27 protein-coding genes and 1 tRNA gene are annotated in these 26593 nt (G+C 69.9%); 14 read left to right on the forward strand and 14 right to left on the reverse strand.

From position 1 onward, the window contains the following. The first annotated feature begins 107 nt into the window (after positions 1–107). On the forward strand, positions 108–572 hold the full coding sequence (locus CSR00_RS23685; protein WP_099024865.1) for a GatB/YqeY domain-containing protein: 465 nt from the start codon (positions 108–110) through the stop codon (positions 570–572). A 36-nt stretch (positions 573–608) separates the two neighbouring features. Here CSR00_RS23685 and CSR00_RS23690 read toward each other — a convergent pair whose 3' ends face one another. The 7 genes from CSR00_RS23690 to ponA2 all read right to left on the reverse strand — a co-directional run bounded on the left by CSR00_RS23690 (position 609) and on the right by ponA2 (position 8473). Next, entirely contained in the window at positions 609–824 is a 216-nt protein-coding gene (locus tag CSR00_RS23690; RefSeq protein ID WP_141564459.1) for a three-helix bundle dimerization domain-containing protein, read from the reverse strand. A gap of 53 nt (positions 825–877) precedes the next feature. Beyond that, positions 878–1675: an acyl-CoA thioesterase gene (locus tag CSR00_RS23695; protein WP_099024867.1), complete on the reverse strand. Its 798-nt coding sequence runs from the start codon at positions 1673–1675 to the stop codon at positions 878–880. Between the two features lie 57 nt (positions 1676–1732). Beyond that, positions 1733–3109: a PE-PPE domain-containing protein gene (locus CSR00_RS23700; protein ID WP_176562225.1), complete on the reverse strand. Its 1377-nt coding sequence runs from the start codon at positions 3107–3109 to the stop codon at positions 1733–1735. Between the two features lie 465 nt (positions 3110–3574). Next, positions 3575–3648 (reverse strand) — tRNA-Pro (locus CSR00_RS23705). A gap of 281 nt (positions 3649–3929) precedes the next feature. Beyond that, the gene (cds1, locus tag CSR00_RS23715; RefSeq protein ID WP_099024870.1) at positions 3930–5027 is read right to left on the reverse strand and encodes an L-cysteine desulfhydrase Cds1; all 1098 of its coding nucleotides are present in this window, start codon (positions 5025–5027) and stop codon (positions 3930–3932) included. Between the two features lie 3 nt (positions 5028–5030). Beyond that, a complete protein-coding gene (locus CSR00_RS23720; protein ID WP_099024871.1) occupies positions 5031–5990 on the reverse strand; it encodes a metallophosphoesterase in 960 nt (319 codons plus the stop codon). A 38-nt stretch (positions 5991–6028) separates the two neighbouring features. Continuing rightward, positions 6029–8473, reverse strand: coding sequence for a transglycosylase/D,D-transpeptidase PonA2 (ponA2, locus tag CSR00_RS23725; RefSeq protein ID WP_099024872.1), 2445 nt, complete (start codon positions 8471–8473; stop codon positions 6029–6031). A 302-nt stretch (positions 8474–8775) separates the two neighbouring features. Here ponA2 and CSR00_RS23730 point away from each other — a divergent pair, with 302 nt between their 5' ends. Then, entirely contained in the window at positions 8776–9129 is a 354-nt protein-coding gene (locus CSR00_RS23730; RefSeq protein ID WP_099024873.1) for a WhiB family transcriptional regulator, read from the forward strand. 66 nt (positions 9130–9195) lie between these two features. Here the strand turns inward: CSR00_RS23730 and CSR00_RS23735 are convergent, their stop codons facing one another. Together CSR00_RS23735 and CSR00_RS23740 are read right to left on the reverse strand one after the other, a co-directional pair. After that, positions 9196–10311 (reverse strand): ATPase BagB, encoded by a 1116-nt coding sequence (locus tag CSR00_RS23735; protein ID WP_099024874.1) that lies wholly within the window; start codon positions 10309–10311, stop codon positions 9196–9198. 28 nt (positions 10312–10339) lie between these two features. Further along, complete coding sequence (locus CSR00_RS23740) at positions 10340–11365, reverse strand: ATPase BagA (RefSeq protein ID WP_407662513.1); 1026 nt, start codon at positions 11363–11365, stop codon at positions 10340–10342. 67 nt (positions 11366–11432) lie between these two features. Here CSR00_RS23740 and CSR00_RS23745 point away from each other — a divergent pair, with 67 nt between their 5' ends. The 3 genes from CSR00_RS23745 to CSR00_RS23755 are packed head-to-tail and all read left to right on the forward strand — an operon-like array spanning position 11433 to position 12852. Beyond that, positions 11433–11594: a Sp36 family protein gene (locus CSR00_RS23745; protein WP_099024875.1), complete on the forward strand. Its 162-nt coding sequence runs from the start codon at positions 11433–11435 to the stop codon at positions 11592–11594. Then, entirely contained in the window at positions 11591–12046 is a 456-nt protein-coding gene (locus CSR00_RS23750) for a RidA family protein (protein WP_099024876.1), read from the forward strand. The genes CSR00_RS23745 and CSR00_RS23750 overlap by 4 nt, the downstream gene beginning before the upstream one ends. Further along, the gene (locus tag CSR00_RS23755) at positions 12043–12852 is read left to right on the forward strand and encodes an MBL fold metallo-hydrolase (protein ID WP_328514760.1); all 810 of its coding nucleotides are present in this window, start codon (positions 12043–12045) and stop codon (positions 12850–12852) included. Before CSR00_RS23750 ends, CSR00_RS23755 begins: the two co-directional genes overlap by 4 nt. A 125-nt stretch (positions 12853–12977) precedes the next feature. Here the strand turns inward: CSR00_RS23755 and crp are convergent, their stop codons facing one another. Beyond that, positions 12978–13652: a cAMP-activated global transcriptional regulator CRP gene (crp, locus tag CSR00_RS23760; protein ID WP_003931718.1), complete on the reverse strand. Its 675-nt coding sequence runs from the start codon at positions 13650–13652 to the stop codon at positions 12978–12980. Positions 13653–13762: 110 nt separating this feature from the next. Further along, entirely contained in the window at positions 13763–14071 is a 309-nt protein-coding gene (locus tag CSR00_RS23765) for a hypothetical protein (RefSeq protein ID WP_141564460.1), read from the reverse strand. A gap of 103 nt (positions 14072–14174) precedes the next feature. On the opposite strand from CSR00_RS23765, the gene nth reads away from it, so the two are divergent. Genes nth through marP form a run of 4 tightly spaced genes read left to right on the forward strand, consistent with a single transcriptional unit; the run spans position 14175 to position 17638 of the window. Then, positions 14175–14933 carry an endonuclease III gene (nth, locus tag CSR00_RS23770; protein ID WP_099024878.1) on the forward strand — a complete coding sequence of 253 codons (759 nt, stop codon included), beginning with the start codon at positions 14175–14177 and terminating at the stop codon, positions 14931–14933. A gap of 28 nt (positions 14934–14961) precedes the next feature. Continuing rightward, the gene (locus tag CSR00_RS23775; protein WP_099024879.1) at positions 14962–15627 is read left to right on the forward strand and encodes a TlpA family protein disulfide reductase; all 666 of its coding nucleotides are present in this window, start codon (positions 14962–14964) and stop codon (positions 15625–15627) included. Further along, a complete protein-coding gene (locus CSR00_RS23780; RefSeq protein ID WP_099024880.1) occupies positions 15624–16454 on the forward strand; it encodes an NUDIX hydrolase in 831 nt (276 codons plus the stop codon). Before CSR00_RS23775 ends, CSR00_RS23780 begins: the two co-directional genes overlap by 4 nt. After that, a complete protein-coding gene (gene marP / locus CSR00_RS23785) occupies positions 16451–17638 on the forward strand; it encodes an acid resistance serine protease MarP (protein WP_099024881.1) in 1188 nt (395 codons plus the stop codon). The genes CSR00_RS23780 and marP overlap by 4 nt, the downstream gene beginning before the upstream one ends. A 7-nt stretch (positions 17639–17645) precedes the next feature. Here marP and CSR00_RS23790 read toward each other — a convergent pair whose 3' ends face one another. Together CSR00_RS23790 and CSR00_RS23795 are read right to left on the reverse strand one after the other, a co-directional pair. Then, positions 17646–18608, reverse strand: a complete 963-nt coding sequence (locus CSR00_RS23790; protein WP_099024882.1) for an alpha/beta fold hydrolase — start codon at positions 18606–18608, stop codon at positions 17646–17648. Then, the gene (locus tag CSR00_RS23795; RefSeq protein WP_099024883.1) at positions 18605–19114 is read right to left on the reverse strand and encodes a phage holin family protein; all 510 of its coding nucleotides are present in this window, start codon (positions 19112–19114) and stop codon (positions 18605–18607) included. The genes CSR00_RS23790 and CSR00_RS23795 overlap by 4 nt, the downstream gene beginning before the upstream one ends. Positions 19115–19354: 240 nt before the next feature. Here CSR00_RS23795 and CSR00_RS23800 point away from each other — a divergent pair, with 240 nt between their 5' ends. Next, a complete protein-coding gene (locus CSR00_RS23800) occupies positions 19355–20059 on the forward strand; it encodes a chymotrypsin family serine protease (protein ID WP_407662515.1) in 705 nt (234 codons plus the stop codon). 74 nt (positions 20060–20133) lie between these two features. Here the strand turns inward: CSR00_RS23800 and acs are convergent, their stop codons facing one another. After that, positions 20134–22095 (reverse strand): acetate--CoA ligase, encoded by a 1962-nt coding sequence (gene acs / locus CSR00_RS23805; protein WP_099024884.1) that lies wholly within the window; start codon positions 22093–22095, stop codon positions 20134–20136. A 146-nt stretch (positions 22096–22241) separates the two neighbouring features. Here acs and CSR00_RS23810 point away from each other — a divergent pair, with 146 nt between their 5' ends. The 4 genes from CSR00_RS23810 to CSR00_RS23825 form a co-directional block, all read left to right on the forward strand. Next, positions 22242–23894 (forward strand): peptide ABC transporter substrate-binding protein, encoded by a 1653-nt coding sequence (locus tag CSR00_RS23810; RefSeq protein WP_099024890.1) that lies wholly within the window; start codon positions 22242–22244, stop codon positions 23892–23894. 11 nt (positions 23895–23905) lie between these two features. Then, complete coding sequence (locus CSR00_RS23815) at positions 23906–24832, forward strand: ABC transporter permease (protein WP_099024885.1); 927 nt, start codon at positions 23906–23908, stop codon at positions 24830–24832. Continuing rightward, the gene (locus CSR00_RS23820) at positions 24825–25715 is read left to right on the forward strand and encodes an ABC transporter permease (protein WP_099024886.1); all 891 of its coding nucleotides are present in this window, start codon (positions 24825–24827) and stop codon (positions 25713–25715) included. The genes CSR00_RS23815 and CSR00_RS23820 overlap by 8 nt, the downstream gene beginning before the upstream one ends. Further along, positions 25712–26593: ABC transporter ATP-binding protein (locus tag CSR00_RS23825; RefSeq protein WP_141564461.1), on the forward strand; the 882-nt coding region annotated here is incomplete at its 3' end. The genes CSR00_RS23820 and CSR00_RS23825, both read left to right, overlap by 4 nt.

Genomic DNA, 26593 nt, shown 5'->3' on the forward strand with positions numbered 1-26593 from the left:
CACCCCGCTCCGGCCCCGCTCCAACCGAGCTCCAGCCCCGCCCCGTCCGGCGATCGGGCAGGCATGGCGTGGTCCGTCACGGCCCCGCGGCGCGTAGGTTTCATGCCATGGCGGAACTCAAGGACCGGCTGCGGTCGGATCTGACCCAGGCGATGAAGGCTCAGGACAAGCTGCGGACGGCGACGCTGCGGATGGTGCTCGCGGCGATCCAGACCGAAGAGGTCTCGGGCAAGCAGGCGCGTGAACTCTCCGACGCCGACGTGCTCAAGGTGCTGGCACGCGAGTCACGCAAGCGGGGCGAGGCCGCGGAGGTCTACGTCACCAACGGCCGCGGCGACCTGGCCGCCAACGAGCGTGCCGAGGCCAGTGTCATCGACGAGTATCTGCCCACCCCGCTCAACGATGACGAGGTGGCCAACGTGGTGGAGACGGCCATCGCCCAGGTCGCCGAGGAGATCGGGGAACGCCCGAGCGTCAAGCAGATGGGCCTGGTGATGAGGCACGCCACCGAGATCGCGGCCGGCAAGGCCGATGGTGCCCGGCTGTCCGCGGCGGTCAAAGATCAGCTCTGAGAGCAGCCCTGAGACCAGCTTCGAGATTCCGCCGGGTCAGGCGGGCATTCCCGGGATCGAGCCGCGGCCGAGTGCCTCGCTGACCCTGCGCTCGACGAGCAGGGGGATGAAGGCGCGCACCGGGCTGCCCTCGGACCGGCGGTGCGCCTCGGTGACGGCGTCGGTGATGCGGTTCGCGGGAACGGTGCGGTACTTCTCGGCCAGCCGGTCGCGTGCCTCGTCCAGTGCGGTCAGTTCATCGCCATGAGCCACGGTGTGAATCAATCAGTCGCGCTTGACGACTGTCAAACGTTCCCACCGCATTGTCAGAGACGCCACAGCGCTTCCTGAGTTGTGGTGGCGGTCAATGCCCCACCCTCGTCGTACAGCGATCCGGCCACCAGCCCGCGGGAGTCGCTGTTGTTCAGCGGGCGGACCTCGTAGCGGTGCCAGGCCGAGGGGTCGAACGGCCGGTGGAACCACACGGCATGGTCGAGGCTGGCCGCAAAGCCGGCCGCGGGGTCCAGCGGCGTCCCCGCGGGGCGGGCAACCGGGACGGGGCCGAGGTCCGACATGAACGCCAGCGTGCACGCCCGCACCAGTGGATCGTCCTCGATCGGCGTCCGCGACCTGATCCAGAAGGGCGGCACCGCGAAGACCGAGTCGTCATCCGGAGACACCCGGATCTCGAATCGGTCGGCGAACTCGATATCGGGTTCCCGGGGGACGGCATCGGCCAGTCGCAGGGCCGACGGCTCCGGCGGCGGGTGCGCGTCGGCGCCCGGCTCGGGCCGGTGAAACGAGGTGATCATCTCCAGGATCACCGCACCGTTCTGCACCGCGGTGACCCGCCGGGTGTCGAACGAGCGGCCGTCGCGGGTGCGTTCCACCTGGTACTCGACGTCGACCCCGTACCTGCCGCCGCGGACGAAGTACAGGTGCAGTGACTGCGGAAGCTTCTCGGCCTCGACGGTGGCCCCGGCCGCGGCCAGCGATTGCGCGGCGATCATCCCGCCGAACAACCGGGAACCGGGACCGCCCCGGGGTTCGCGGTAGACGAAACAGTCACCGTCGCGGTCGAACTGCAGGAGCTGGCGTATCCAGCTGGGATTCGCTTCGGTCACCGCTGGACCCTACCAACCGGTTGGACTGGACGATTCTCCGGCGGCCGGCCCGTGGGATCAGTCGGCCTGTGACGTCGAGCCCGAACGGTCCGCCTTGCGGGTCGCCGATCGGTTCGCGGGTCCGGACCCGTCCCGATCGCCGCGCAGCCCCCGCAGGGCCTTCATGGCCTTGCCCACGGGGCCGGAACGCAGGCGTTCGCGCAGGGCGCCGTGCTTCGTGGCGCCGGTTTCCCCGGTGTCGGGCTTTTGGGCGTCGGCCTTGTCGGTGTCGGGCTTGTCGGGCTTGTCGGTGTCGTCGGCCGCGTCGGAGGCGGATTCGGTGTCGGATTCGGTGTCGGATTCGGTGTCGGATTCGGAAGCGGCAGCCTCGGAGGCGGATTCGGTGTCGGACTCGGTGCCGTCGGACTCGGTGCCGTCGGACTCGGTGTCGTCCGCCACTTCGGTGGCGGCATCGCCGGACCTGGATTCCCCGGTCACGTCGCCGTCGGTGCTCTGCGTGCCGTCTGCCGACGGCACCGCGGCTTCGGCCTCTTCGGCCTCGGGGGTTTCTGGGGTCTCTGGGCTCTCCGGGGGGGCTGCCGTGGCCGGCGCGGGGGCTTCGGCGGCGGTGGACAGCGCCGAACCCGATGTGCGCGACGAGAGGGACGACTCGGAGGCGGCGGGCTCCGGGCCCGTGAGGGCGTCGGCGATCACCTGATCGGCCTCGTCGGGGTCGGTGATCACATTCGGGTAGTCGCGGTCATAGGCGCTGTCGACGATGGGCTTGAGCACCTTGTTGAGTTGGTCGGCCATCTCGTCGAGCCCGATGCGCCGCAACGGGTCCAGCAGCGGCAACTGGTCGGTGCGGATCAGCACGTAGGTGGTGTTGCCGTCCTGCCAGACCAGCTTGTCTTCGGTGGTCAGGTCGACGTCGGTGTAGTTGGTGTGCACGCGCAGGAACCCGGCGTAGGCGTTGACCACGGCCAGGTAGTTCCAGGTGTTGTCCGGCATGTCGGCGACGCCGTCGTACTCGCGGGCGATGTCGAGGACCCGATACTGGGTGTCGGGAGTCTGCTCGCCGATGTTCAGCCCCGGCACCATGCCGCCGTACTTGCGCATCGGGTTGCCGGCGAAGATGAAGGACAGCTCGTCGGCCGCGGGCGCGTCGGGCTCGTCGGCGTGATCCTCGATCCAGTACGTCGTGATCTTGGCGCCCTGGGAGTAGGCGAGCACCGTCATCGGCGCATCCGTCCGGGCGATCGCCGCGTCGAGTTTCTTGAGCCCGTCGGCGTCGGCGATCCATTCGACGGCGGTGGAGGCGTATTTCACCTCGCTGCAGACGTTGGGTCCACCGGCCGGGCACACGGCGCCGCCGAAGAACCCGTCGACGTGCCACTCGGCGACACCGGAGATCTCGGCGCCGGTGACCGTGAGCACGTTAGCCGTGAGTGCCACCTCGCTGGATATCCCGCCGCCGAATACCGCGACAGACGCCGTTCCAGCAACGGCCATAAGTGCTCGCACGCGTGAAACCCCGTCCATTTGCGACTGACCCCGTCACACTTCGCTGCGGTCAGTAAGTTACCGCGGGCGTGTCGATCTCGCTCGTTTTGCAGGAGATCTTCCGGGAAGTGCGGACCCAATGTCAGCGCGGCGACGTGACGCGCGGATGAATGGCACGCCAATTCAGTGGGGCAAACTTCTGTGGGGTCGGCAACATTGGCAAATGGTGATCCATACCACAAATGCGTCGGACGTGTGGCACGAACCGCGCCGATCGGTGTTCGCTGGCGGCGCTTCGGCCGACCCCTGGCCGCGATGTTTTCGGGGCGGTCCCCGGGCGTGCCGACGCCGGCAGGGAATGCAGGAAGGCCCCGACCGGGCGGACCGGCCGGGGCCTCTTCTCTGCGGCTACGCGAGTCGGGGTGGCGGGATTCGAACCCACGACCTCTTCGTCCCGAACGAAGCGCGCTACCAAGCTGCGCCACACCCCGCGTGAAGCCTCGACAGCCTATCGCACCGGCGTGCCCCGAAGCCAAACGCGTTCCCGTTCGGACGTTGCCGTTTCGAGACGGGATGGGACGGGCGTGTCGGTGACGTTGTGCAGACTGCAGGTGTCACTCTGAATCGGGAAGGAAAGCGGGGTTCCCATGACAGCGCTCGGAGCCAGCCTCTACGCGGGATTCTTCGGATTGGCCGCGCTGTGGCTTTACGTCACCGCCCCGAGGGGCGACGGCGGCCAGGGCAGCGATCCGGAGACAGGCCCAGGCGGCGATCAGGACCAGGTACAGGACCGCTCGAACGCCTCCAGCGTCGACACCCCTTCTTCGGGGTCGATCCCGATGCTGGTCACCCAGTCGTCGCAGAAGTAGGTATCGGTATACCGGTCGCCGCTGTCGGCGAGCAGGGTGACCACCGACCCGCTCTGCCCCTGCGCCACCATCTCGCTGAGAAGGCAGAACGCCCCCCACACGTTGGTCCCCGTCGACGGTCCCACCCTGCGGTTGAGGACCCGGCTGACGTGGCGTGCGGTGGCGACCGACCCCGCGTCGGGCACCCGGATCATGCGGTCGACCACGTCGGGCAGAAACGACGGTTCCACCCGGGGCCGGCCGATGCCCTCGATCCGTGACGGCGCCCCGGTGACCACCTCCCGGCCCTCGGCGTAGGACGGGTAGAACGCGGAATTCTCCGGGTCGACCACGCACAGCCGGGTGTGGTGGCGCCGGTAGCGGATATAGCGCCCGATGGTGGCGCTGGTGCCGCCGGTGCCCGCCCCGACCACGATCCAGGCCGGAATCGGGTGTGTTTCGTCACGCATCTGGCAGTAGATGGAGTCGGCGATGTTGTTGTTGCCCCGCCAGTCGGTGGCGCGTTCGGCGTTGGTGAACTGGTCCAGGTAGTGCCCGCCGGTCTCGTCGGCCAGGCGCTGGGCCTCGGCGTAGACCTCACCGGGCCGGTCCACGAAATGGCACCGGCCGCCCTGCGCCTCGATCAGGGCGATCTTCGACGGGCTGGTCGACGCCGTCATCACCGCGATGAACGGCAGGCCCAGCAGCGCCGCGAAATAGGCCTCCGAGACCGCGGTCGACCCCGACGACGCCTCCACCACGGTGGTGTGTTCGCCGATCCAGCCGTTGCACAGCGCGTAGAGGAACAGCGAACGGGCCAACCGGTGCTTGAGGCTGCCGGTGATGTGCGTGGACTCGTCCTTCAGATAGAGCTGGACATCGCAGCCGCTCTCGCTCCAGGCCGAGGGCAGCGGGTAGCGCAGCAGATGGGTGTCGGCGCTGCGCCGGGCGTCGGCCTCGATCAGCCGGACGGCGTTGTCCACCCAGTCCCGGGACCGGCCACGGTCGGCGACGTCGGCCACGGGTCAGCGCACGGAGACCGTCGTCGGTTGCGACTGCCCCCGGCTGCGCGAGGCGTCGCGTCCACCGGTCGGTGCCGCGATGAGGGTCAGCAGGGTGGCCTCGGGGCGGCAGCAGAAGCGCAGCGGCGCGAACGGTGAGGTGCCGATGCCCGCCGAGACGTGCAACGCCATGTCCGCGCCCCAGCGGGAGGCGCCCCTGGCCCGTGAGGGGTCCAGGTCGCAATTGGTGACGATCGCGCCGTAGAACGGCACGCACAGCTGTCCGCCGTGGGTGTGCCCGGCCATCACGAGCTGGTAGCCGTCGGCGGCGAACCGGTCCAGCACCCGGGTGTAGGGCGAGTGGGCCAGACCCAGCCGCAGGTCGGCGGCCGCGTTGGCCGGTCCCGCGATGGTGTCGTACCGGTCGCGGTCGATGTGGGGATCGTCGACGCCGGCCGCGGCGATCGTCACCCCACCGACCTCCAGCTCCCGGCGGGTGTGGGTCATGTCCATCCAGCCGCGTTCGGTGAACGCCGCGCGCAGGTCCTGCCACGGCAACGGCGGACCGTGCAACCGGTGGTCCTTGTCGGTGAGGTACTTGGCGGGGTTCTTCAGCATCGGTGCGAAGTAGTCGTTGCTGCCGAAGACGAACACCCCGGGCACCGACAGCAGATCGCCCAGCGCCTGCACGACCGCGGGCACCGCCTTCGGGTGCGACAGGTTGTCGCCGGTGTTGACGACGAAGTCGGGTTCCCAGCGCGCCAGCTCACGCAGCCAGTTCTGCTTGTGGCGCTGGTTGGGCCGCATGTGCAGATCGGACAGATGCAGCACGCGCAGCGGCGATGATCCCGGGCTGAGCACCGGCATGGTCACCTCGCGCACGACGAAGGCGTTGCGCTCGATGATCGAGCCGTAGGCGATCCCCGCGACGGTGGCGCCCAGCGTGACCGCCGCGGTGCCCTTCAAAACCGGCAAGACAGGCATAGGGGAAGCCTACTGCGACACCCTGCCGGGCGGCTCGTCTACGGCGCCGGTGGGGGCGGCGGTGCCCCCGGCGGTATCAGGACCGGCACCGTGATCGGCGGCAGCCCCGGGATCTGGACCACCGTCTGGCCGAAGTTGGGCGGGGCCCCGGGCGGGGGTAGCCCGGCCGGGGGAGGCGGCGGTGGCGGGGGGATGCCGTTGCTGATCTGGATGGTGACGATCGATCCCGGGATGGTCTGGCCGTTGGGGGAGGTGCCCACGACGGCGCCGGCCTTGGAGGTGCTGTTCACCGAGCTGGCCTGCTCGGCGACCTGGAAACCGGCCTCCCGCAGGCGATCCCGCGCCTGGTCCTGCGTCAGCCCGGCGACGCTGGGCACCCGCGAATTGGGTCCGCCGTCGACGTAGCGCGGATCGGTCGGGGGCAGTCCGACCTCGCCGAAGCTGGTGGCGATCGGTTTCATCGCGGTGAACCATGTGCGCGCCGGTTCGTTGCCGCCGTAGACGTTGCCCGACCCGCACTGGCGCAGCGGCCACGAGCACAGCTCGCTGGGGTTGTTGGAGTCGTCGTAGACGTAGTTGGCCGCGGCCAGGGTGTTGGTGAACCCGACGAAGCCGGCGGAGCGGTGCGCCTCGGTGGTGCCCGTCTTCCCCGACATCGGCAGGTCCCAGCCCGCCGCCCCGGCCGAGCCGGCGGCGGTGCCGTTGCCGGTGTCGTCGTGGCTCATCGCGTTGGCCAGCGTGTTGGCCAACCCCTCGGGTACCACCTGCTCACAGTTCTGGGTGGTGACCGCGACCTCCTTGCCGGTGCGGTCGAAGACCTTGTCGATCGGGCTCGGCGGGCACCACACGCCGCCGGAGGCCAGCGTGGCGGCGACGTTGGACAGTTCCAGCGGGTTGACCTGGATGGGCCCGAGGGTGAACGAGCCCAGGTTCTGGCGCTTGACGAAGTCGGCGAGGCTCTCGTTGGAGTCGGGTTCGTAGTCGCGGGCGGTGCCCGGCTCGGCGTAGGAGCGCAGGCCCAGCCGGACCGCCATGTCGACGGTGCGCTGCACGCCCACCTGGGAGATCAGCTTCGCGAACGCGGTGTTCGGCGAGGTGGCCAGGGCGTCGGTGACGCTCATCGGGGACCGGTAGTTGCCGGCGTTCTGTACACACCAGGTGTCCTTCGGGCAGCCGCGCGCCCCGCCGCTGCCCAGGCCCTTGGCCTCGAACCGGCTCGGCACGTCGAGTTGGGCGTTGATGCCCATGCCCATGTCCAGGGCCGCCGCGGTGGTGAAGATCTTGAACACCGAGCCGGCGCCGTCGCCGACCAGGGAGAACGGCTGCGGCTGCATGGTCTCGCCGGCGTCCAGGTTCAGCCCGTAGGTCCGGTTGCTGGCCATCGCCACCACCGGATGGGCCTCCTTGCCGGGCCGGACCACGCTCATCACGCTGGCGGCGCCGGGGTTGTCGGGGCTGGCGAACTCGTCGATCGCGCCCTTGACCGAGGCCTGCACGTCCGGGTCCAGGGTGGTGCGGATCAGGTAACCGCCCTTGGAGAGCTGTTCCTTGCTCAGCCCGGCGCGGGCCAGATACTCCTGGGCGTAGTCGCAGAAGAAGGCCCGGTCGCCCGCGGCGATGCAGCCGCGGGGAAGCTCGTTGGGCTGCGGCAGGATGCCCAACGGCTGCTCCTTGGCGGCCCGCAACTCCTCGGCGTGCTCGGGAACGTTGTCGATCATCGTGTCCAGCACGACGTTGCGGCGGGCCAGCGCGCCGTCGGGGTTGGTGTAGGGATTCAGCGCGCTGGTCGACTGCACCAGACCGGCCAGCAGTGCGGACTGCTGCCAGTTCAGCTGGGAGGCGTCGACACCGAAGTACGTCTGCGCGGCGTCCTGGATGCCGAAGGCGCCGTTGCCGAACGACACCAGATTCAGATACCGGGTCAGGATCTCCGGCTTGGTCAGCGTCTTGTCCAGCGTGAGCGCCATGCGGATCTCACGCAGCTTGCGCGCCGGGGTGGTCTCCACGGCGGCCCGCTTCTCGGCGTCGGTCTGGGCCAGCACCAGCAGCTGATAGTTCTTGACGTACTGCTGCTCGATGGTCGAGCCGCCCCGGGTGTCGACGTCTCCGGACAGATAACCGGACAGTCCGGTCAGGGTTCCTTTCCAGTCCACACCGTTGTGTTCGGCAAACCGTTTGTCCTCGATCGAGACGATTGCCAGCTTCATCGTGTCGGCGATCTGGTCGCTGGCCACTTCGAAGCGGCGCTGCGAGTACAGCCAGGCGATGACGTTGCCCTTGGCGTCGACCATCGTGGTCACCGCGGGGATCTCTCCCTCGACCAGCTGAGCCGAGCCGTTGGCCACCACATCGGAGGCCCGGTTGGACATCAGACCGACGCCGCCGACCACCGGGAACATGAACGCCGCCAGCAGCACGCTGGCGAGCAGGCAGCACCATGCCAGCTTGATGACGGTCACCGCCACCGGCGGTCGGTCAGACATGGTCTACAGAGTAGCGAGGACCGCCGCCGCGGCGACATCGCAGTATGACCGGCCGGGGCGACGGGGACGCTTCTGTGAGTGCTCTGAGAATCTGCGTCAACGACATCCTACTCGGCGCGTCTGCACGCCCGTCCCAAAAAAGTGGTCACCGAACTGTTGCGCAAACGATACCTGACCACCTAACTTGGACACACAGTGCGATCTAGATAACAAAGCCGGACATGATGTGGCGTAGATCGCATAACGGATTTGATCCGCGGGGAGATTGCCACCTCCGGGTGGCTGAGCGAAGGGATTGGCTGATGTCAGGTTCTCGGCCCGCGCCGCGCAGAGCGGCCGCCGCCACGATCCAGAGCGCAGTTCACGGCGCGGACGCCGAAGCCCGAATCGCCTGGGTCTCGCAGGCGCGCTGCCGCGGTGCCGATCCCGATGAGCTCTTCGTCCGCGGAGCCGCGCAGCGCAAGGCCGCGGTCATCTGCCGGCACTGCCCGGTGATCGCCGAGTGTGGCGCCGACGCCCTGGACAACCGGGTCGAGTTCGGCGTGTGGGGTGGCATGACCGAGCGGCAGCGCCGCGCCCTGCTCAAGCAGCACCCCGAGGTCGTTTCGTGGGCGGATTTCTTCGCGGCCCAGCGCAAGCACCGCAGCGCTGGCTAATTTTTTCGGCCACGTCATTTTCTTAGGGCAGGATGCCCTCAGGCCCGGCGAGTTCGCTCAGGTTCCTCAGGCCGTGATCTGGTCGGCGATCGCGCGCAGCGCGTCCAGATCGGAGACGTCGAACGGCAGCGAGGGCACACCCACGATCGCGACGTGCGGATTGGCGCCGGTGAACCGGGACAACAGCCGGACCTCCCGTTTGGCGGTGAGTGCCCGGTTGGCGTGGATGCGCAGCACCGCCGCCGACAGCGACTCCGGGTCGGCCTTCTCCAGCTGCTCGGCGCCGTCCTCGGCCCGCTCCACCGACAGATCGCACAGCGTGGGGTGGGTGCGGTTGAGGATGAGCCCGGCCAGCGGCATGTTCTCCTCGGAGAGCCGGTCGACGAAGAACGAGGCCTCGCGCAGCGCGTCGGGTTCGGCCGCCGAGATGACGACGAACTGCGTGCCGCGCCGCTTGAGCAGCTCGTAGGTGCGGTCGGCCTTCTCGCGGAACCCGCCGAAGGTCGAGTCCAGTGACTGGACGAACGCGGAGGCGTCCGAGAGCATCTGCGAGCCCAGGATCGTCGACATGCCCTTCATGGCCAGGCCCACGACACCGGTGACCAACCGGCCGAAGCCGCGGCCCGGTGCGAGCAGCAGCCGCCACAACCGCCCGTCCATGAAACTGCCCAACCGTTTCGGCGCGTCCAGGAAGTCCAGCGCGTTGCGCGACGGCGGGGTGTCCACGACCACCAGGTCCCACCGGTCCTGGGCCAGCAGCTGGCCCAGCTTCTCCATCGCCATGTACTCCTGCGTGCCGGCCAGCGACGTCGCGACGGTCTGATAGAACTGGTTGTCCAGGATCGACTGGGCCCGTTCGGGTCCGGAGTGCTCGATCACCATCTCATCGAACGTGCGGCGCATGTCGAGCATCATGGCGTGCAGCTCGCCGGGCACCTCGGGGGCCAGCGGCACCCGCTGCGGGGAATTGCCCAGGTCCTTGATGCCGAGCGCCTGAGCCAGCCTGCGTGCCGGGTCGATGGTCAGCACCACCACCGAGCGGCCGTATTCGGCGGCGCGCAGCGCCATCGCCGCGGCCGTCGTCGTCTTTCCGACGCCGCCGGCGCCGCAGCAGACGACCACCCGGTTGGACCGGTCGGCCAGGATGGCGGCCATCTTCAGGGCCGGTGGTGCGCTACTCATCGACTCAACCTCACTTCACCCTCGCCGGTCACCGGACGCCCTGCTGGGCCAGCGCCTCGGCAAGCTCGTAGAGACTGCCCAGGTCGATTCCGTCGTTGATGGCCGGGAGCTCCAGGCGTGCGACGTGGATGTCGTCGAGCTGGCGGGAGCTCTCCGCGCGCGCCGCGATCCGGCTGGCGTGTTCGATCGTCTCGGTCAGCAGGCCGGCGAAATCGCCGTCGGGCAACTGGATTCCGACGTGGTCCAGCCCCGCGCGGACGGTGTCGGCGTCGATGTGGCCCTCGGCGGCCTTGGCCAGGTCCTCCGGCTGCAGGAAGGCCGGGATGTTGCGGTTGACGATGACGCTGCCGATCGGCAGCTCCAGGCGCTGCAGTTCCTCGATGGCCTCGACGGTCTCCTGGATCGGCAGCGCCTCCAGCAGCGTCACCAGATGGATCGCGGTCTGGTCGGAGTGCAGCAGCCTGACCACGCCGTCGGCCTGGGAGTGCACCGGCCCGCCCTTGGCCAGGTCGGACACCGCCTTGGTGACGTCGAGGAACCGCCCGATCCGGCCGGTCGGCGGCGAGTCGACCACGATCGCGTCGTAGACCGGCAGCTTGTTGCGGTCCAGCCGGGTCACCGCCTCCTTGACCTTGCCCGTGAGCAGCACGTCGCGAAGCCCGGGTGCGATCGTCGTGGCGAACTCGATGGCACCGATGCGCTTCATCGCCTGACCGGCCAGGCCGAGGCGGTAGAACATCTCCAGGTACTCCAGGAAGGCCGCCTCGATGTCGATGGCCAGGGCGTTGACCTGACCGCCGCGGTCCGCGGTGGCGATCTTGAGTTCCTTGTACGGCAGTGGCGGAACATCGAAGAGTTGCGCAATGCCCTGGCGCTCTTCGACTTCCACCAGCAGAACCTTGCGGCCGCCCGCGGCCAGGGTCAGCGCCAGCGCCGCCGCCACCGTCGACTTGCCGGTTCCCCCCTTGCCGGTCACGAAATGCAGGCGGGCCTTCGCCAAGCGGGAGGGCCAGCCGACGGTGCCGCCGCTTGCTGTGGTCGCCATGGTGTGCATGCTAACCAAGCGGTCGTGCTGTTCGGCCTGGTACTCGGAGACCGTGGGCTGCCGATAGGCTCTAGGTATGAGCGAACCGACCACGTGGGAGTACGCCACCGTCCCGCTGCTGACCCATGCGACCAAGCAGATCCTGGACCAGTGGGGCGCCGACGGGTGGGAGCTGGTCTCGGTTCTGCCGGGCCCGACCGGTGAGCAGCACGTCGCCTACCTGAAGCGTCCGAAATGAGTTGGTCACAGCGCCTGGCCGAGCAGGGTGTGGTGCTGCCGCCGGTGGTGGCCCCCGTCGCGGCGTACCTGCCTGCGGTGCGCACCGGCAACCTCGTCTACACCGCGGGTCAGCTCCCGATGGTGGCCGGCGCGCTGCCGCGGGCCGGCAAGGTCGGTGCGGAGATCAGCCCCGAGGAGGCCAAGGGCTTCGCCCGGACCTGCGCGCTGAACGCACTGGCCGCCGTCGACGCACTGGTCGGACTCGACAACGTGACCCGCGTGGTCAAGGTCGTCGGCTTCGTCGCCTCGGCCCCGGGCTTCGGCGGCCAGCCCGGCGTCGTCAACGGCGCATCCGAACTGTTCGGCGAGATCTTCGGTGAGGCCGGCCAGCACGCCCGCTCGGCCGTCGGTGTCTCCGAGTTGCCGATGAACGCTCCCGTCGAGGTCGAAATCATCGTCGAGGTGCAGTGACCGCCGGCGGGCGGGACGACGCGGGTGCCCCCCTGGAGCATCCCGCCTACGGGCGCCTGCGCCCGGTCACGGCGACGGCGTCGGTCCTGCTCTGCGACAACCCCGGCATCATGACCCTGGACGGCACCAACACCTGGGTGCTGCGGGCTTCGGGCAGCGACGAGATCGTGGTCGTCGACCCCGGACCCGACGACGCGGCGCACATCGACGCGGTGGCCGCGCTCGGCCGGATCGCGCTGGTCCTGATCAGCCACCGTCACGGTGACCACACCGACGGGATCGACCGGCTCGTCGAGCGCACCGGCGCCGTCGTGCGGTCGGTGGGCAGCGGGTTCCTGCGCGGCCTGGGCGGACCGCTGCAGGACGGTGAGGTGATCGACGCCGCCGGCCTGCGTATCACCGTGCTGGCCACCCCCGGCCACACCGCCGACTCGGTGTCATTCCTGCTCGACGACGAGGCGGTGCTGACCGCCGACACCGTCCTGGGGCGTGGCACCACGGTGATCGACCAGGAGGACGGTGACCTGGGCGCCTACCTGGCCTCGCTGCAACGGCTGCGGGGCCTGGGCCCGCGCACCGTGCTGCCGGGGCACGGCCCGGATCTCCCCGACCTGCAGTCGGTCGCCGAGATGTATCTGGCGCATCGGCAGGAGCGCCTCGAGCAGGTCCGCGGCGCCCTGCGGCAGCTCGGCGAGGACGCCACGGCGCGCCAGGTCGTCGAACACGTCTACACCGACGTCGACGAGACACTGTGGGAGGCCGCCGAGTCGTCCGTGCGGGCTCAGCTGGACTACCTGCGCAGCTGACCCGACCAGGGCCGGGTAGCACGCCGGGTGGGTATCCACCCGAGGCGCGCCCGGCGGGAGCCGGTGCTCGGCTTACCTCGCTCGGGTGCGGATTCTCGCCCGGAGTCGCCTCGCTGGCGCTCGGCTTACCTCGCTCGGCGCGCCAGCCGCTCGGAGTCGCTGATCAGCACGCTCTTGCCCTCCAGGCGGATCCAGCCGCGGTGGGCGAAATCGGCCAGCGCCTTGTTCACCGTCTCGCGGGAGGCGCCGACGAGCTGGGCGATCTCCTCCTGGGTCAGGTCGTGGGTGACCCGCAGCGCGCCGCCCTCCTGGGTGCCGAAGCGCTGGGCCAGCTGCAGCAGCTGCTTGGCCACGCGGCCGGGCACGTCGGTGAAGATCAGGTCGGCGAGGTTGTTGTTCGTGCGACGCAACCGCCGGGCCAGCACCCGCAACAGCTGCTCGGCGATCTCGGGGCGGTCGGCGATCCAGGCGCGCAGCGCCTCGCGGTCCATCGACACGGCGCGGACCTCGGTGATGGTGGTAGCCGAGGAGGTCCGGGGCCCGGGGTCGAAGATCGACAGCTCACCGAACATGTCGGACGGGCCCATGATCGTCAGCAGGTTCTCGCGGCCGTCCGGGGACCGGCGCCCGATTTTCACCTTGCCCGAAATGATGATGTACAGGCGGTCGCCGGGCTCGCCCTCGGCGAACACCGTATGCCCCCGAGGGAAGTCGACGGGCTGAAGCTGCTTGGTCAGCGCGGATACGGCGCTGGGTTCGACTCCCTGGAAGATTCCGGCCCTCGCCAGGATCTCGTCCACGTTTCCCCTCTTAGATGTTGATTCAGATGTCAATGACGCGTGCGCTGACCAGCCTTGACTATGGCTAGCCTCACAAGTTTAAAGGTATGCCGTACCGCGACTAGCCAACGCTACACACGATTGGCATGTCGGGGCGCGTGAAACTGCGGATTGGCGGCCTCACACTGGCGGATCCTGACCGTTCCGCGGGGCTCGTCGTCGAGATCCACGAAGGTGCTGCCCGGGGCGGGAGCGAACGCAAGCTCCACGCCCGAACGCTCGGGTGAGCCGGTCGGCGTCGCGTTGACCTGCTCGATCAGGTCGGCCAGGTCGGCCTCGGCCCGGCCCTCGGCGTCGCCGAGCCCGGTCTCCAGGCGTTCGAGCCCGAAGGTCGCCAGCATCAGCAACGCCGGTATGCACGCAGCGAGCAAGCAGGACACGTCGAGTAGTAAACACGCGGGAGGTCTCAGCGGGATCACGAAATGTCATCCGGTGTGATGCACCGGAGCCTGCGATGTCTGCGCACGTCAGTACCCTGACAGCGTGACAACGGCGAAGCCGGCCCCGGCCAGGAAATGGGAACGCGAGACCCACCTGGGCCTGGTCCGTCGCGCCCGGCGGATGAACCGGACCCTGGCGCGGGCCTTCCCCCACGTCTACTGCGAACTCGACTTCACCAACCCGCTCGAGCTCACGGTGGCGACCATCCTGTCCGCGCAGAGCACCGACAAACGGGTCAACCTGACCACGCCGGCGCTGTTCGCGCGCTACCGCACGGCCATGGACTACGCGACCGCCAACCGCGCGGAGCTCGAAACGCTGATCCGTCCGACCGGTTTCTACCGCAACAAGGCCAACTCCCTGATCGGCCTGGGGCAGGCGCTGGTCGACAGGTTCGACGGCGAGGTGCCCGCCACGCTGGACGAACTGGTCACACTGCCCGGTGTCGGGCGCAAGACCGCCAACGTGATCCTGGGCAACGCCTTCGACGTCCCGGGGATCACCGTCGACACGCACTTCGGCCGGCTGGTCCGGCGCTGGCGCTGGACGTCCGAGGAGGACCCGGTCAAGGTCGAGAAGGCCGTCGGCGAGCTGATCGAGCGCCGCGAGTGGACGTTGTTGTCGCACCGGGTGATCTTCCACGGCCGCCGCGTGTGTCATGCCCGCAAACCCGCGTGCGGCGTCTGCGTGCTGGCCCGGGACTGCCCGTCCTTCGGCGCCGGGCCCACCGACCCGCTCGTGGCGGCGCCGCTGGTCAAGGGTCCCGAGACCGAGCATCTGCTGGCCCTGGCGGGCCTGTGACGCCGGCGGAGGACCCCGGTGGACGTCGGTGAGTAGTTCCACACGCTGGACCGTCGCGGTGCTGGCGTTCGCGGGCGTGCTCGTGGCCGCGTTCGCCGTCCAGCTCGCCGGCGGTCCCGACGAGCGCCGGGCGGGCACCGGCACGACGACACCCTCGGCACCCTCGGCGTCCGCGCTGCCCGACGACCCGGGCGCCGGCGCCGCCGCGCAGCTTCGCGACCTGCGCGCCCGGGCCGACCTGCGCCCCTGCCCCACCGGATCCGGTGCTCCCGGCCCCCCTGCGCTGCGCGGCGTGGTGGTGGGCTGCGCCGCCGACGGCGCGGAGGTCGACGTGGCCCCGGCACTGGCGGGCCGTGCGGTGGTGCTCAACCTCTGGGCCTACTGGTGTGCACCGTGCGCGGAGGAACTGCCCGCGATGGCCGAGTACCAGCGGCGCATGGGCGAGGCGGTGTCCGTGGTGACCGTGCACCAGGACGACGACGAGGCCGCCGCGCTGGCTCGCCTGGCCGAACTGGGGGTCCACCTGCCCACCCTGCAGGACGGGCGGCGCCGGATCGCGGCCGCGTTGAAGGTTCCCAATGTGATGCCAGCCACGGTGGTACTGCGCGCGGACGGTAGCGTTGCCCAGATCCTGCCGCGCGCATTCGTCAGTGCCGACGAGATCGCCGACGCGGTGGGCGACAGCATCCGATGAGGCTGTCCGGTGAGGTGTCCAGCGAGGTATCTGAGGAGAGGGGAGCGGCCGTGAGCGCAGCGGTTCCGCTCAACCCGGACGTCGGACCCCGCTGGCTGCGGCCCCTGGTCGACAACCTCGACGCGGTGCGCGGCGCCTACCGTCGCCGGATGCCCCCGGAGATCCTGGCGAGGGTCACCGCGGCCACCACGAACGCGATGCGGACCGGCGCCAAGCGGGATGCCGCGGTGCTGGTGCTGTTCTCCGGTCCCGACGGCGCCGCCCCCTCCGGCACCGCCGTCCACGGGGTGCCCGACGACGCCGACCTGCTGGTCACCGTGCGCGCCCCCACGCTGCGCCACCACGCCGGCCAGGCCGCGTTCCCGGGCGGCGCGGAGGATCCCGGCGACGGCGGCCCGGTCGGTACGGCGTTGCGCGAGGCCCGCGAGGAGACCGGACTCGACACCACCCGGCTCTCCCCGCTGGCCACGATGGAGAAGATGTTCATCCCGCCCTCGGGTTTCCACGTCGTCCCGGTGCTGGCCTACTCCCCGGACCCGGGGCCCGTCGCGGTGGTGGACCACGGCGAAACGGCTATCGTCGCCCGCGTGCCGGTGCGTGCCTTCGTCAACCCCGAGAACCGGTTGACCGTCTACCGCGACGCGCTGGCCCGCCCGTTCGCCGGCCCGGCGTTCCTGCTCAACGAGATGCTGGTGTGGGGGTTCACCGCCCAGATCATCGCCGCGATGCTCGACGTCGCGGGCTGGTCGGTGCCCTGGGACTCCGGCCGCGTGCTGGCGGTCGACGACGCCATGGCCCTGCTGGACCGAAACGGTGGTGGTCGATGACGTCGTCGCAGTGGCTGGACATCGCGATCGTCGCCATCGCCTTCGTCGCCGCCATCTCCGGGTGGCGTTCGGGCGCGTTGGGATCGTTGATGTCGTTCGTCGGCGTGGTCCTGGGCGCGGTGGCCGGGGTGCTGCTGGCTCCGCACCTCGTCGAGCACATCGACGGTCCGCGGGCGAAGCTGTTCGCCGCCCTGTTCCTGATCCTGGCGCTCGTGGTGATCGGTGAGATCGCGGGCGTGGTCCTGGGGCGCGCGGTGCGCGGGGCCATCCGCAGCCGTGGGGTGCGCCTGGTCGACTCGCTGATCGGCGTGGCCATGCAGATCCTGGTCGTGCTGGTGGCGGCCTGGATGGTGGCCATTCCGCTGACCACCTCGGGCCAGCCGAATCTGGCTGCCGCGGTGCGCGGTTCGAAGGTGCTCGCCGAGGTGGACCAGGTGGCACCGAGCTGGATCCGCTCGGTGCCCAAGCGGCTGTCGGCGCTGTTGGACAATTCCGGGCTGCCCGACGTCCTGCAGCCCTTCGGGCGGACGCCGATCAGCCCGGTCGAACCGCCCGATGCCGGGCTGGCCACCGACACCGTGGTGGCCTCGGTGCGGCCCAGCGTCGTGAAGATCCGGGGCGTGGCACCGGGATGCCAGAAGGTGCTGGAGGGCACCGGCTTCGTCGCCGCCCCCGAGCGGGTCATGTCCAACGCGCACGTGGTGGCCGGATCCGACAGCGTCACCGTGGAATCCGACGGCCAGACCTACGACGCGACGGTGGTGTCCTACGACCCCGACGCCGACATCTCGATCCTGTCGGTGCCTGGCATGCCCGCGCGCCCACTGGAGTTCGACGACAATCCCGCGCCGTCGGGCACCGACGCGCTCGTCCTGGGCTACCCGGGCGGCGGCGAGTTCGCGGCCACCCCGGCGCGGATCCGCGAGATCATCGAGCTCAAGGGTCCCGACATCTACCGCACGACCGATGTCACCCGCGAGGTGTACACCATCAGAGGCACCGTGCGGCAGGGCAACTCGGGCGGCCCGCTGATCAACAGGTCCGGCCGGGTGCTCGGCGTGGTGTTCGGGGCCGCTGTCGACGACAACGACACCGGGTTCGTGCTGACCGCCAAGGAGGTCGAGCGTCAGCGTGCGCGGCTGGCCAACAGCGACCGGGTGGCCACGGGTTCCTGCGTGTCCTGACCCGGCCTCAGCCGTACACCTGCGCCAGAAACCGGCTCAGGTGGCCGTTGACCACATCGGGGTTCTCTTCGTGCGCGAAATGGCCGGTACCCGAAAGTGACACGAACCTGCCGTGGCTTGCGTAGCGTTCGCTGCGCCGCACCGGGTCGGCCAGCACGTAGGGGTCGTTCTCGCCGTGCAGATGCAGCATCGGAATCGAGATCTGGCGGTCCATGGACTTCATGAATCGTCTTCCCTCGCTTCGGAACTGGCTGCGCACCGCCCAGCGCTGGTATTCCAGGGCACTGTGCGCGGCGCCGGGGATCCGGATCGCGCTGCGCAGATGCCCGATCGTTTCCGAGAAGTCCTCCGAGGCGAGGTACTTCGCCGACGACCGGCGACGCACCAGGGCCTCGATCTCGTCGCCGTCGTGGCGGGTGAGCCTGCGTTCGGGCCACATCGGCACCTGGTAGGCCAGCAGCGAGGGCAGCAGCGCACGGCTCTGGTCGCGGCGGGTCAGGGTCGCCCGCCGCAGCGCGGCCGGGTGCGGGGAACTGACCAGGGCGATCGCGCGGACCAGGCGCGGGTGCAGCATCGAGGCCGTCCAGCACGCCAGGCCGCCGTCGGCATGGCCGACCAGCGTGGCCGAGGTGTGGCCCAGCGCGCGGATCAGGCCCGCGGTGTCGCCGGCCAGGGTCCAGCCGTCGTAGCCGCGGGGCGGTTTGTCGCTGCCCCCGTAGCCGCGCAGGTCGACGGCCACCACGCGGGCGCCGGAGAGGTCGCGCAGCTGGTGGCGCCACGACCACCAGAACGATCCGAACCCGTGCAGCAGGATGACCAGGGGGCGCGCGGTCGCCGGTGTGGGGTCCGCGGCGGGCGGCGGCTCACCGGTGGCCTCCACGACATGGAACCGGATGCCGTTGGCGTGTACGTCCAGATGGCGCCACGGCCCGCCGATGCGGGTGATCGACGGGTCGGGCGGAGCGGTCACCAACCGGAGGGGTCCTTCGCCGCGGGTGCCTCACCGTTGGCGCCGGCCGCGGTGGGCTTCTCGTGGGGGGCGAACGCGGCGCGTGTCTCCTTGACCGATTCGATGGTCTGCTGCGGGCCGCGGATACGGCGCACCTTCAGGTAGCCGAACAGCGCCAGCACCGCGGCCACCACCACCATGACGGCGAACACGATCAGGAACGCCACCCAGCGCCACAACCAGGTGTCCAGCAGCTCGGCGGCGAAGAAGAAGAAAAAGAAGGTCGAGTAGAACAGCACGACCAGCGCGAGGATGAAAAAGACGCTGCCGGTGAGCCCCTTCTTGACGTCGCGGGTGATCTCCGCGCGAGCCAGCTCCACCTCGGCGCGCACCAGCGTGGACACCTGCGTGGTGGCGTCCTTGACCAGGTCACCGATCGACGGGTCGGCCGGAACGGCGTTCGGATCAACCAGGGGGATCGAGGTCACGGTCGCTGGGACGCCGTTCTTGCGGTCAGCATTGCTCACGGGACGGGGATCCTCTCACCGATCGACGGTCAACGTGCGACGCGTTTATGGTGCCACGCCGCTCGCGGGCCCGACGAGCCCGGCCGCGAGACGCTCCCGCGCTGGTGCAGGAGTTACTGGTGTTGTCACGATAGACTGCCTGCAGTCCAGTTGACGCGGGGCGGGGCCTACGGACCACGCCGGCGAGACGTCCACACGACGTCGGGCGCGCCGAGCGCGACACTCCACGGGAGGTTTGCAGTGAGGACCGGCTACCGCTGGTCGGGGATCGCCACGGTGCTGGCGGCTCTGACGGTGACGACTGCGCTCACCACCGCCGTGCCCGGCCACGCCGCCGCACCGGTCACCCTGGGCGGGGGATCGGGGATCGTCATCGACGGCGAGGCCTATTGCACGCTGACCGCCATCGGCACCGACAACCATGGTGACCTCGTGGGATTCACCTCCGCGCACTGCGGCGGCCCGGGCGCGGTGGTCGCCGCCGAGAGCGACGAGGAACTGGGGACGATCGGGGAGATGGTCGCCGGCAACGACGGACTGGACTACGCGGTGATCAAGTTCGACCGCGACAAGGTGACACCCACCAACATCGTCGACGGCTTCGTGATCGACGGTCTGGGTCCGGACCCGAAGTTCGGCGACATCGCCTGCAAACTGGGCCGCACCACCGGCTACTCGTGCGGGGTGACCTGGGGGCCGGGGCAGGACGCCGGCACGATCGTCAACCAGGTCTGCGGCGGCCCGGGGGATTCCGGCGCGCCGGTCACGGTCAACAACAAACTCGTCGGCATGATCCACGGCGCGTTCAGCGAGGAACTGCCCGGCTGCATCGTCAAGTACATCCCGCTGCACACCCCGGCGGTGACGATGTCGATCAACACCCAGTTGGCCGACATCGAGGCCAAGGGCCGCCCGGGATCGGGATTCGTACCGATCGGCAGCTGACACCGCGTCCGGCGAGCGCACACTCCGGTACGCGACACGCCGGTGACGGCGTACCGGAGCGCGCGCTCGCGCGGCTACTTGCTGGCGCGGATGGCCTCGAACACGCCCGGGTCGACCAGTGTGGAGGTGTCGCCGAGCTCGCGTCCCTCGGCGACGTCGCGCAGCAGCCGGCGCATGATCTTGCCGCTGCGGGTCTTGGGCAGCTCCGGCACCACGTGGATCTCCCGGGGCTTGGCGATCGGCGAGATCTCGCGGGACACCTCGGCGCGCAGTTCGTCGACCATCTGCTCGTGCGACATGTCGGCGTGATGGGCCTTGAGGATGACGAAGGCGCAGATGGCCTGGCCGGTGTGGTCGTCGGAGGCGCCGACGACGGCGGCCTCGGCGACCCCGGAATGGCCGACCAGCGCGGACTCGACCTCGGCGGTGGAGATGCGGTGCCCGGAGATGTTCATGACGTCGTCGATGCGGCCCAGCACCCAGATCTCACCGTCGGAGCCGTAGCGGGCGCCGTCACCGGCGAAGTACCAGCCCTGTTCGGCGAAGCGTGACCAGTAGGTCTCCGTGAACCGTTCCGGGTCGCCCCAGATGCCGCGCAGCATCGACGGCCACGGCTTGTCGAGCACCAGGTAGCCGGTGACGTGTTCGCCGTGGTCGGGGCTGGGCGCCAGCTCGTTGCCGTCGTCGTCGACGATCTTGGCCGAGATGCCCGGCAGCGGGCGCATCGCCGAGCCCGGCTTGCACGAGGTGACCCCCGGCAGCGGGGAGATCATCGCCGCGCCGGTCTCGGTCTGCCACCAGGTGTCGACGATCGGGGTGCGGTCATTGCCGAACACCAGGCGGTACCACCGCCAGGCCTCGGGGTTGATCGGCTCACCCACCGAGCCCAGCAGCCGCAGGCTCGACAGGTCGTGGGCGAAGGCGATCTCGCGTCCCCACTTCATGAAGGTGCGCACCAGGGTGGGGGCGGTGTAGTAGATGCTCACCCCGTACTTCTCGATGACCTCGAAATGGCGGTGTTCGGTCGGCGAGGCCGGGGTGCCCTCGTAGACCACCTGGGTGGCGCCGTTGGACAGCGGCCCGTAGACGATGTAGGTGTGCCCGGTCACCCAGCCGATGTCGGCGGTGCACCAGTACACGTCGCTCTCGGGTTTGAGGTCGAACACGTAGTGGTGGGTGTAGGAGGCCTGGGTCAGGTATCCGCCCGAGGTGTGCATGATGCCCTTGGGCTTGCCGGTGGTTCCCGAGGTGTAGAGCAGGAACAACGGATGCTCGGAATCGAACGCCTCGGGGGTGTGCTCGGCCGGTGCGGCGGGCACGACCTGGTCCCACCACACGTCGCGGCCCTCGGTCCAGGGCACGTCGATCGAGGTGCGGCGCACCACCACCACGTGCTCGACGGGACTGTCGTCCAGGCCGGCCAGCGCGTCGTCGACCCCGGCCTTCAACGAGACCGCCTGCCCGCGCCGATACTGCCCGTCGGTGGTGATCACCATCTTGGCGGCCGCGTCCTCGACGCGGGCCCGCAGCGCCGAGGCGGAGAACCCGGCGAAGACCACGCTGTGCATGACACCGAGCCGCGCACAGGCCAGCATCGCCACGATCGCCTCGGGCACCATCGGCATGTAGATGGCCACCCGGTCGCCGGCCACCAGACCCAGCTGGGTCAGTGCGTTGGCCGCGCGGCACACCTCGTCCTTGAGCTCGGCGTAGGTGATGGTGCGCGCGTCGCCGACGGGCTCACCCTCCCAGTGGATGGCGACACGGTCGCCGTTGCCGGCCTCCACATGGCGGTCCACACAGTTGTAGGCCACGTTGAGCTTGCCGCCGACGAACCACTTGGCGAACGGACGATCCGACCAGTCGAGCACCTCGGAGAACGGCGTCTGCCACGCCAGCCGGTTGGCCTGCTCCGCCCAGAACGCCAGCCGGTCCGCTTCCGCCTCGGCGTAGAGCTCCTCGGTCGCGTTCGCATTCGCGGCGAACTCCGCTGGCGGCGGATAGAGTGTCGGAACTTCGGTGTGCGTCTCGGTCATGTCTGTGAGGGTAGTCACCCAACGTTGCATCGACGTTGGTAACTCACATCAGGCGCTGCGGACGGTTCCTGCGGTGCGCCGAGCGGTCGTGGAACGCCGGGTCGGCGGTACCGGATGGATCGACCTCGAGGAGGGCCCGGGTGGCGATGCGGCATCGAGTGCGCTGGTGGAGGCACGCCCGGCTGCGCATCCGGGTCCGCATCCCGAGACACGCGGTGCTGGCGGTGCTGCTGGCCGGTTTGCTTGTCCTGGCGGGCTGCGGTGGCGGCGGTGGCGGTGTCCCCGGCCAGGTGACCGCCAACGGCGGTGAGCCGCAGAACCCGCTGATTCCCACCGACACCAACGAAACCAACGGCGGACGCATCGTGGACCGGTTGTTCGCCGGCCTGATGTCCTACGACGACCGGGGCAATCCAGTGCCGGAGGTCGCGGAGTCCGTCGAGACCACCGACAACGTCAACTACCGCATCACGCTCAAGCCCGGGTGGACGTTCACCGACGGCACACCGGTGACCGCCCGGTCCTTCGTCGACGCCTGGAACTACGGCGCACTGTCGACCAACGCCCAGCTGCAGCAGAGCTTCTTCTCGCCGATCGAGGGATATGAGGAGGTCGCCGCGGAGAACCCCACCGCGCAGACGATGTCGGGACTGCAGGTGGTCAACGACCGGGAGTTCACGGTGCGCCTCAACGCGCCGACCATCGACTTCGTGCTGCGGCTCGGTTTCGCCCCGTTCTATCCGCTGCCGGAAGCGGCGTTCGAGGATATGGCGGCGTTCGGTCAGCACCCCATCGGCAACGGTCCCTACCAGCTGGCCGGGGAAGACGCCTGGCAGCACAACGTCCGCATCGACCTGATCCGCAACCCCGACTACCGCGGCAACCGGCCGGCCAACAACGACGCCCTGCGCTTCGTGTTCTACGCCAACCTCGACACCGCCTACGCCGACCTGCAGGCCGGAAATCTCGACGTGCTCGACACGGTTCCGCCCAGCGCGCTGCCGACGTTTCGTGCCGATCTCGGCGATCGGGCCCTGACCGGCCCGACGGCGCAGAATCAGACCCTGGACACCCCGCTGCGGTTGCCGCACTTCGGCGGTGAGGAGGGGCGGTTGCGGCGGCTGGCCCTGTCGGCGGCGATCAACCGCCCGCAGATCTGCGAGCAGATCTTCAACCAGAGCCGTTCGCCGGCACGCGATTTCACCGCCAGCTCGCTGCCGGGATTCGACCCGAACCTGCCCGGCAGCGACGCGCTGGACTACAACCCCGACCGGGCCCGGCAGCTGTGGGCCCAGGCCGACGCCATCTCCCCGTGGAGCGGTCAGTACGTCATCGCCTACAACGCCGACGGCGCCCACCAGGAATGGGTGGACGCGGTGGCCAACGGCATCAAGAACACCCTGGGAATCGACGCCGCGGGTGCTCCGCAGCCGACCTTCGCCCAGTTCCGCACCCAGATCACCGACCGCAGCATCCAGACCGCCTTCCGGGCCGGCTGGCAGGGCGACTACCCGTCGATGCTGGAGTTTCTCGAGCCGCTGTTCGTCACGGGCGCCGGCGCCAACGACGTCGACTACTCCGACCGGGAGTTCGACGGGGCGCTGACCGTCGCGCAGGCCGCACCGACGCTCGAGGAGTCCTACGCGCTGACCAACGCCGCACAGCAGATCCTGCTGCAGGACATGCCCGTGGTGCCGCTGTGGTACTACATCAGCGCCGCCGGGCACTCCCCGGCGGTCAGCGATGTGGTGATCACGTGGAACGGGCGGCCTGACTACGAGCGGATCGTCAAGGGCTGAATGCGGGGAACGTGATCTGGTTCCTGGCGCGGCGTGTGGCCGTGATGATCCCGGTCTTCCTGGGGGCGACCCTGCTTATCTACGCGATGGTCTTCCTGCTGCCCGGTGACCCGATCGCCGCGCTCGGGGGCGACCGCCCGCTGAGTCCGGGCGTGGTCGCGCAACTCCGGGCCCAGTACCACCTCGACGACCCGTTCTGGATGCAGTATCTGCGGTACCTCGGGGGCATCCTGCGCGGCGACTTCGGCACCTCGTTCTCCGGACTTCCTGTCAAAGATGTTCTGGCCCAGGCATTCCCGGTGACGCTGCGGCTGGCGTTGGTGGCGCTGGCGGTGGAGGCGGTGTTCGGCATCGGCTTCGGCGTGATCGCCGGTCTGCGCAAGGGCGGTGTCTTCGACGCCGCGGTGCTGATGGTCAGCCTGGTGGTGCTGGCCATCCCGATCTTCGTGCTGGGGTTCCTGGCGCAGTTCGTGTTCGGGGTGCGGCTGGGCATCGCGCCGGTCACCGTCGGCGACGACGCGAGCCTGCCCCGGCTGCTGTTGCCCGGCTTCGTGCTGGGCGCGGTGTCGTTCGCCTACGTGGTCCGGCTGACCCGCTCGGCCGTGGCCGAGAACGCCGAGGCCGACTACGTGCGCACGGCCACCGCCAAGGGGCTGTCGCGCCCGCGGGTGATCACCGTGCACATCCTGCGCAACTCGCTGATCCCGGTGGTCACGTTCCTCGGTGCCGACCTCGGCGCCCTGATGGGCGGGGCGATCGTCACCGAGGGCATCTTCAACATCCACGGTGTCGGGGGCGCGCTGTATCAGGCGGTGACACGCCAGGAGGCGCCCACGGTGGTGTCGATCGTGACCGTGCTGGTGCTGGTCTACCTGGCCGCCAACCTCGTGGTGGACCTGCTCTACGCCGCGCTGGACCCCAGGATCCGCTATGCGTGAGGGCGCCGGAGCGGGTTTCTCCGGGGGGTTCTGGTACGACGTGTGGCGCCAACTGCGCCGCCGTCCCCAGTTCGTGGTCGCGGCCACCATGATCGTGCTGGTCGTGCTGATCGCGGCGTTCCCGGGTCTGTTCACCGGGATCGACCCCACCTATGCCGACCCGAACCAGAGCCTGCTGCCGCCGTCCGCGCGGCACTGGTTCGGCACCGATCTGCAGGGCCACGACGTCTACGCGCGCACGATCTACGGCGCCCGGGCCTCGGTGGCCGTCGGTGTGGGCGCCACGGTGGGGGTGCTGGTCGTCGGCGGGACGCTGGGCGCCCTGGCCGGGTTCTTCGGTGGCTGGATCGACGCCGTCGTCTCCCGTGTGGCCGACGTCTTCTTCGGCATCCCGCTGCTGCTGGCGGCCATCGTCCTGATGCAGGTGATGCATCACCGCACGCTGTGGACCGTGATCGCGATCCTGGCGCTGTTCGGCTGGCCGCAGGTGGCCCGGATCGCGCGTGGGGCCGTGCTCGAAGTCCGCGGCGCCGACTACGTGACCGCCGCCCGGGCGCTGGGGCTGGGCCGGTTGGGGATCCTGGTGCGCCACGTGGTGCCCAACGCGATCGGACCGGTGATCGTCGTCGCCTCGATCGCGCTGGGGGTGTTCATCGTCACCGAGGCGACGCTGTCGTACCTGGGGGTGGGGCTACCGCCCACGGTGGTGTCCTGGGGCGGGGACATCAACCTGGCCCAGAGCAGGCTGCGCTCGGGGTCCCCGGTGTTGTTCTACCCGGCGGGCGCACTGGCCCTGACGGTGCTGGCGTTCATGCTGATGGGGGACGTGCTGCGGGATGCGCTGGATCCGCGCTCGCGCGAACGGGCGGGGTGGCGGGCATGAGCGCGCCGCCCACACCGCTGCTGAGCGTGTCCGGCCTCGAGGTCCGTTTCGGAGCGGGCGAGCCGGCGCTGCGCGGCGTCGACCTGACCGTGCGCCCCGGGCAGACCCTGGCCCTGGTGGGGGAGTCCGGATCGGGCAAGTCGACGACGGCCGCGGCGGTGCTGGGTCTGTTGCCGCCGGGCGGCCGGATCAGCGCGGGCAGCATCGTCTTCGACGGCGAGGATCTCGCGGCGGCGACGCCGCGGCGCATGCGGGCCGTGCGCGGGGCGGGTATCGGCTATGTGCCCCAGGATCCGATGACGAACCTGAATCCGGTGTGGAAGATCGGTTTCCAGCTGCGCGAGGCCCTGCGGGCCAACGGACTGACCGGGCGCGGCGTGGTCGGTGAGCGTGCGCTGGAGTTGCTGGCCGAGGTGGGCATGCCGGATCCGGAGGCGATGGTCGGGCGCTACCCGCACCAGCTTTCCGGGGGTATGTGTCAGCGCGCGTTGATCGCGATCGGCCTGGCCGGCCGCCCGCGGCTGCTGGTCGCCGACGAGCCGACCTCCGCGCTGGACGTCACGGTGCAGCGGCAGGTGCTCGACCATCTGCAGGCGATGGCCGCCGAGTCGGGCACCGCGGTGCTGCTGATCACCCACGACCTGGCGCTGGCCGCCGAGCGGGCCGGCGACATCGCGGTGATGTACCGCGGCTGCGTGGTCGAGGCCGGGCCGCCCGGGTCGATCCTGGTCGACCCGCGGCACGAGTACACCCGCCGGCTGGTGGCCGCGGCGCCGTCGCGGCCGGTGCGTCGGGGTGGCGCGGTCACGCGCCCGGCGCCGGGGCGGGCCGGCGTCGCCGACAATCATGGGGACACGGCGGGGGACACGCCCGGGGAT

The organism is Mycolicibacterium palauense (genome assembly GCF_002592005.1).
Classification (GTDB): Bacteria; Actinomycetota; Actinomycetes; order Mycobacteriales; family Mycobacteriaceae; genus Mycobacterium; species Mycobacterium palauense.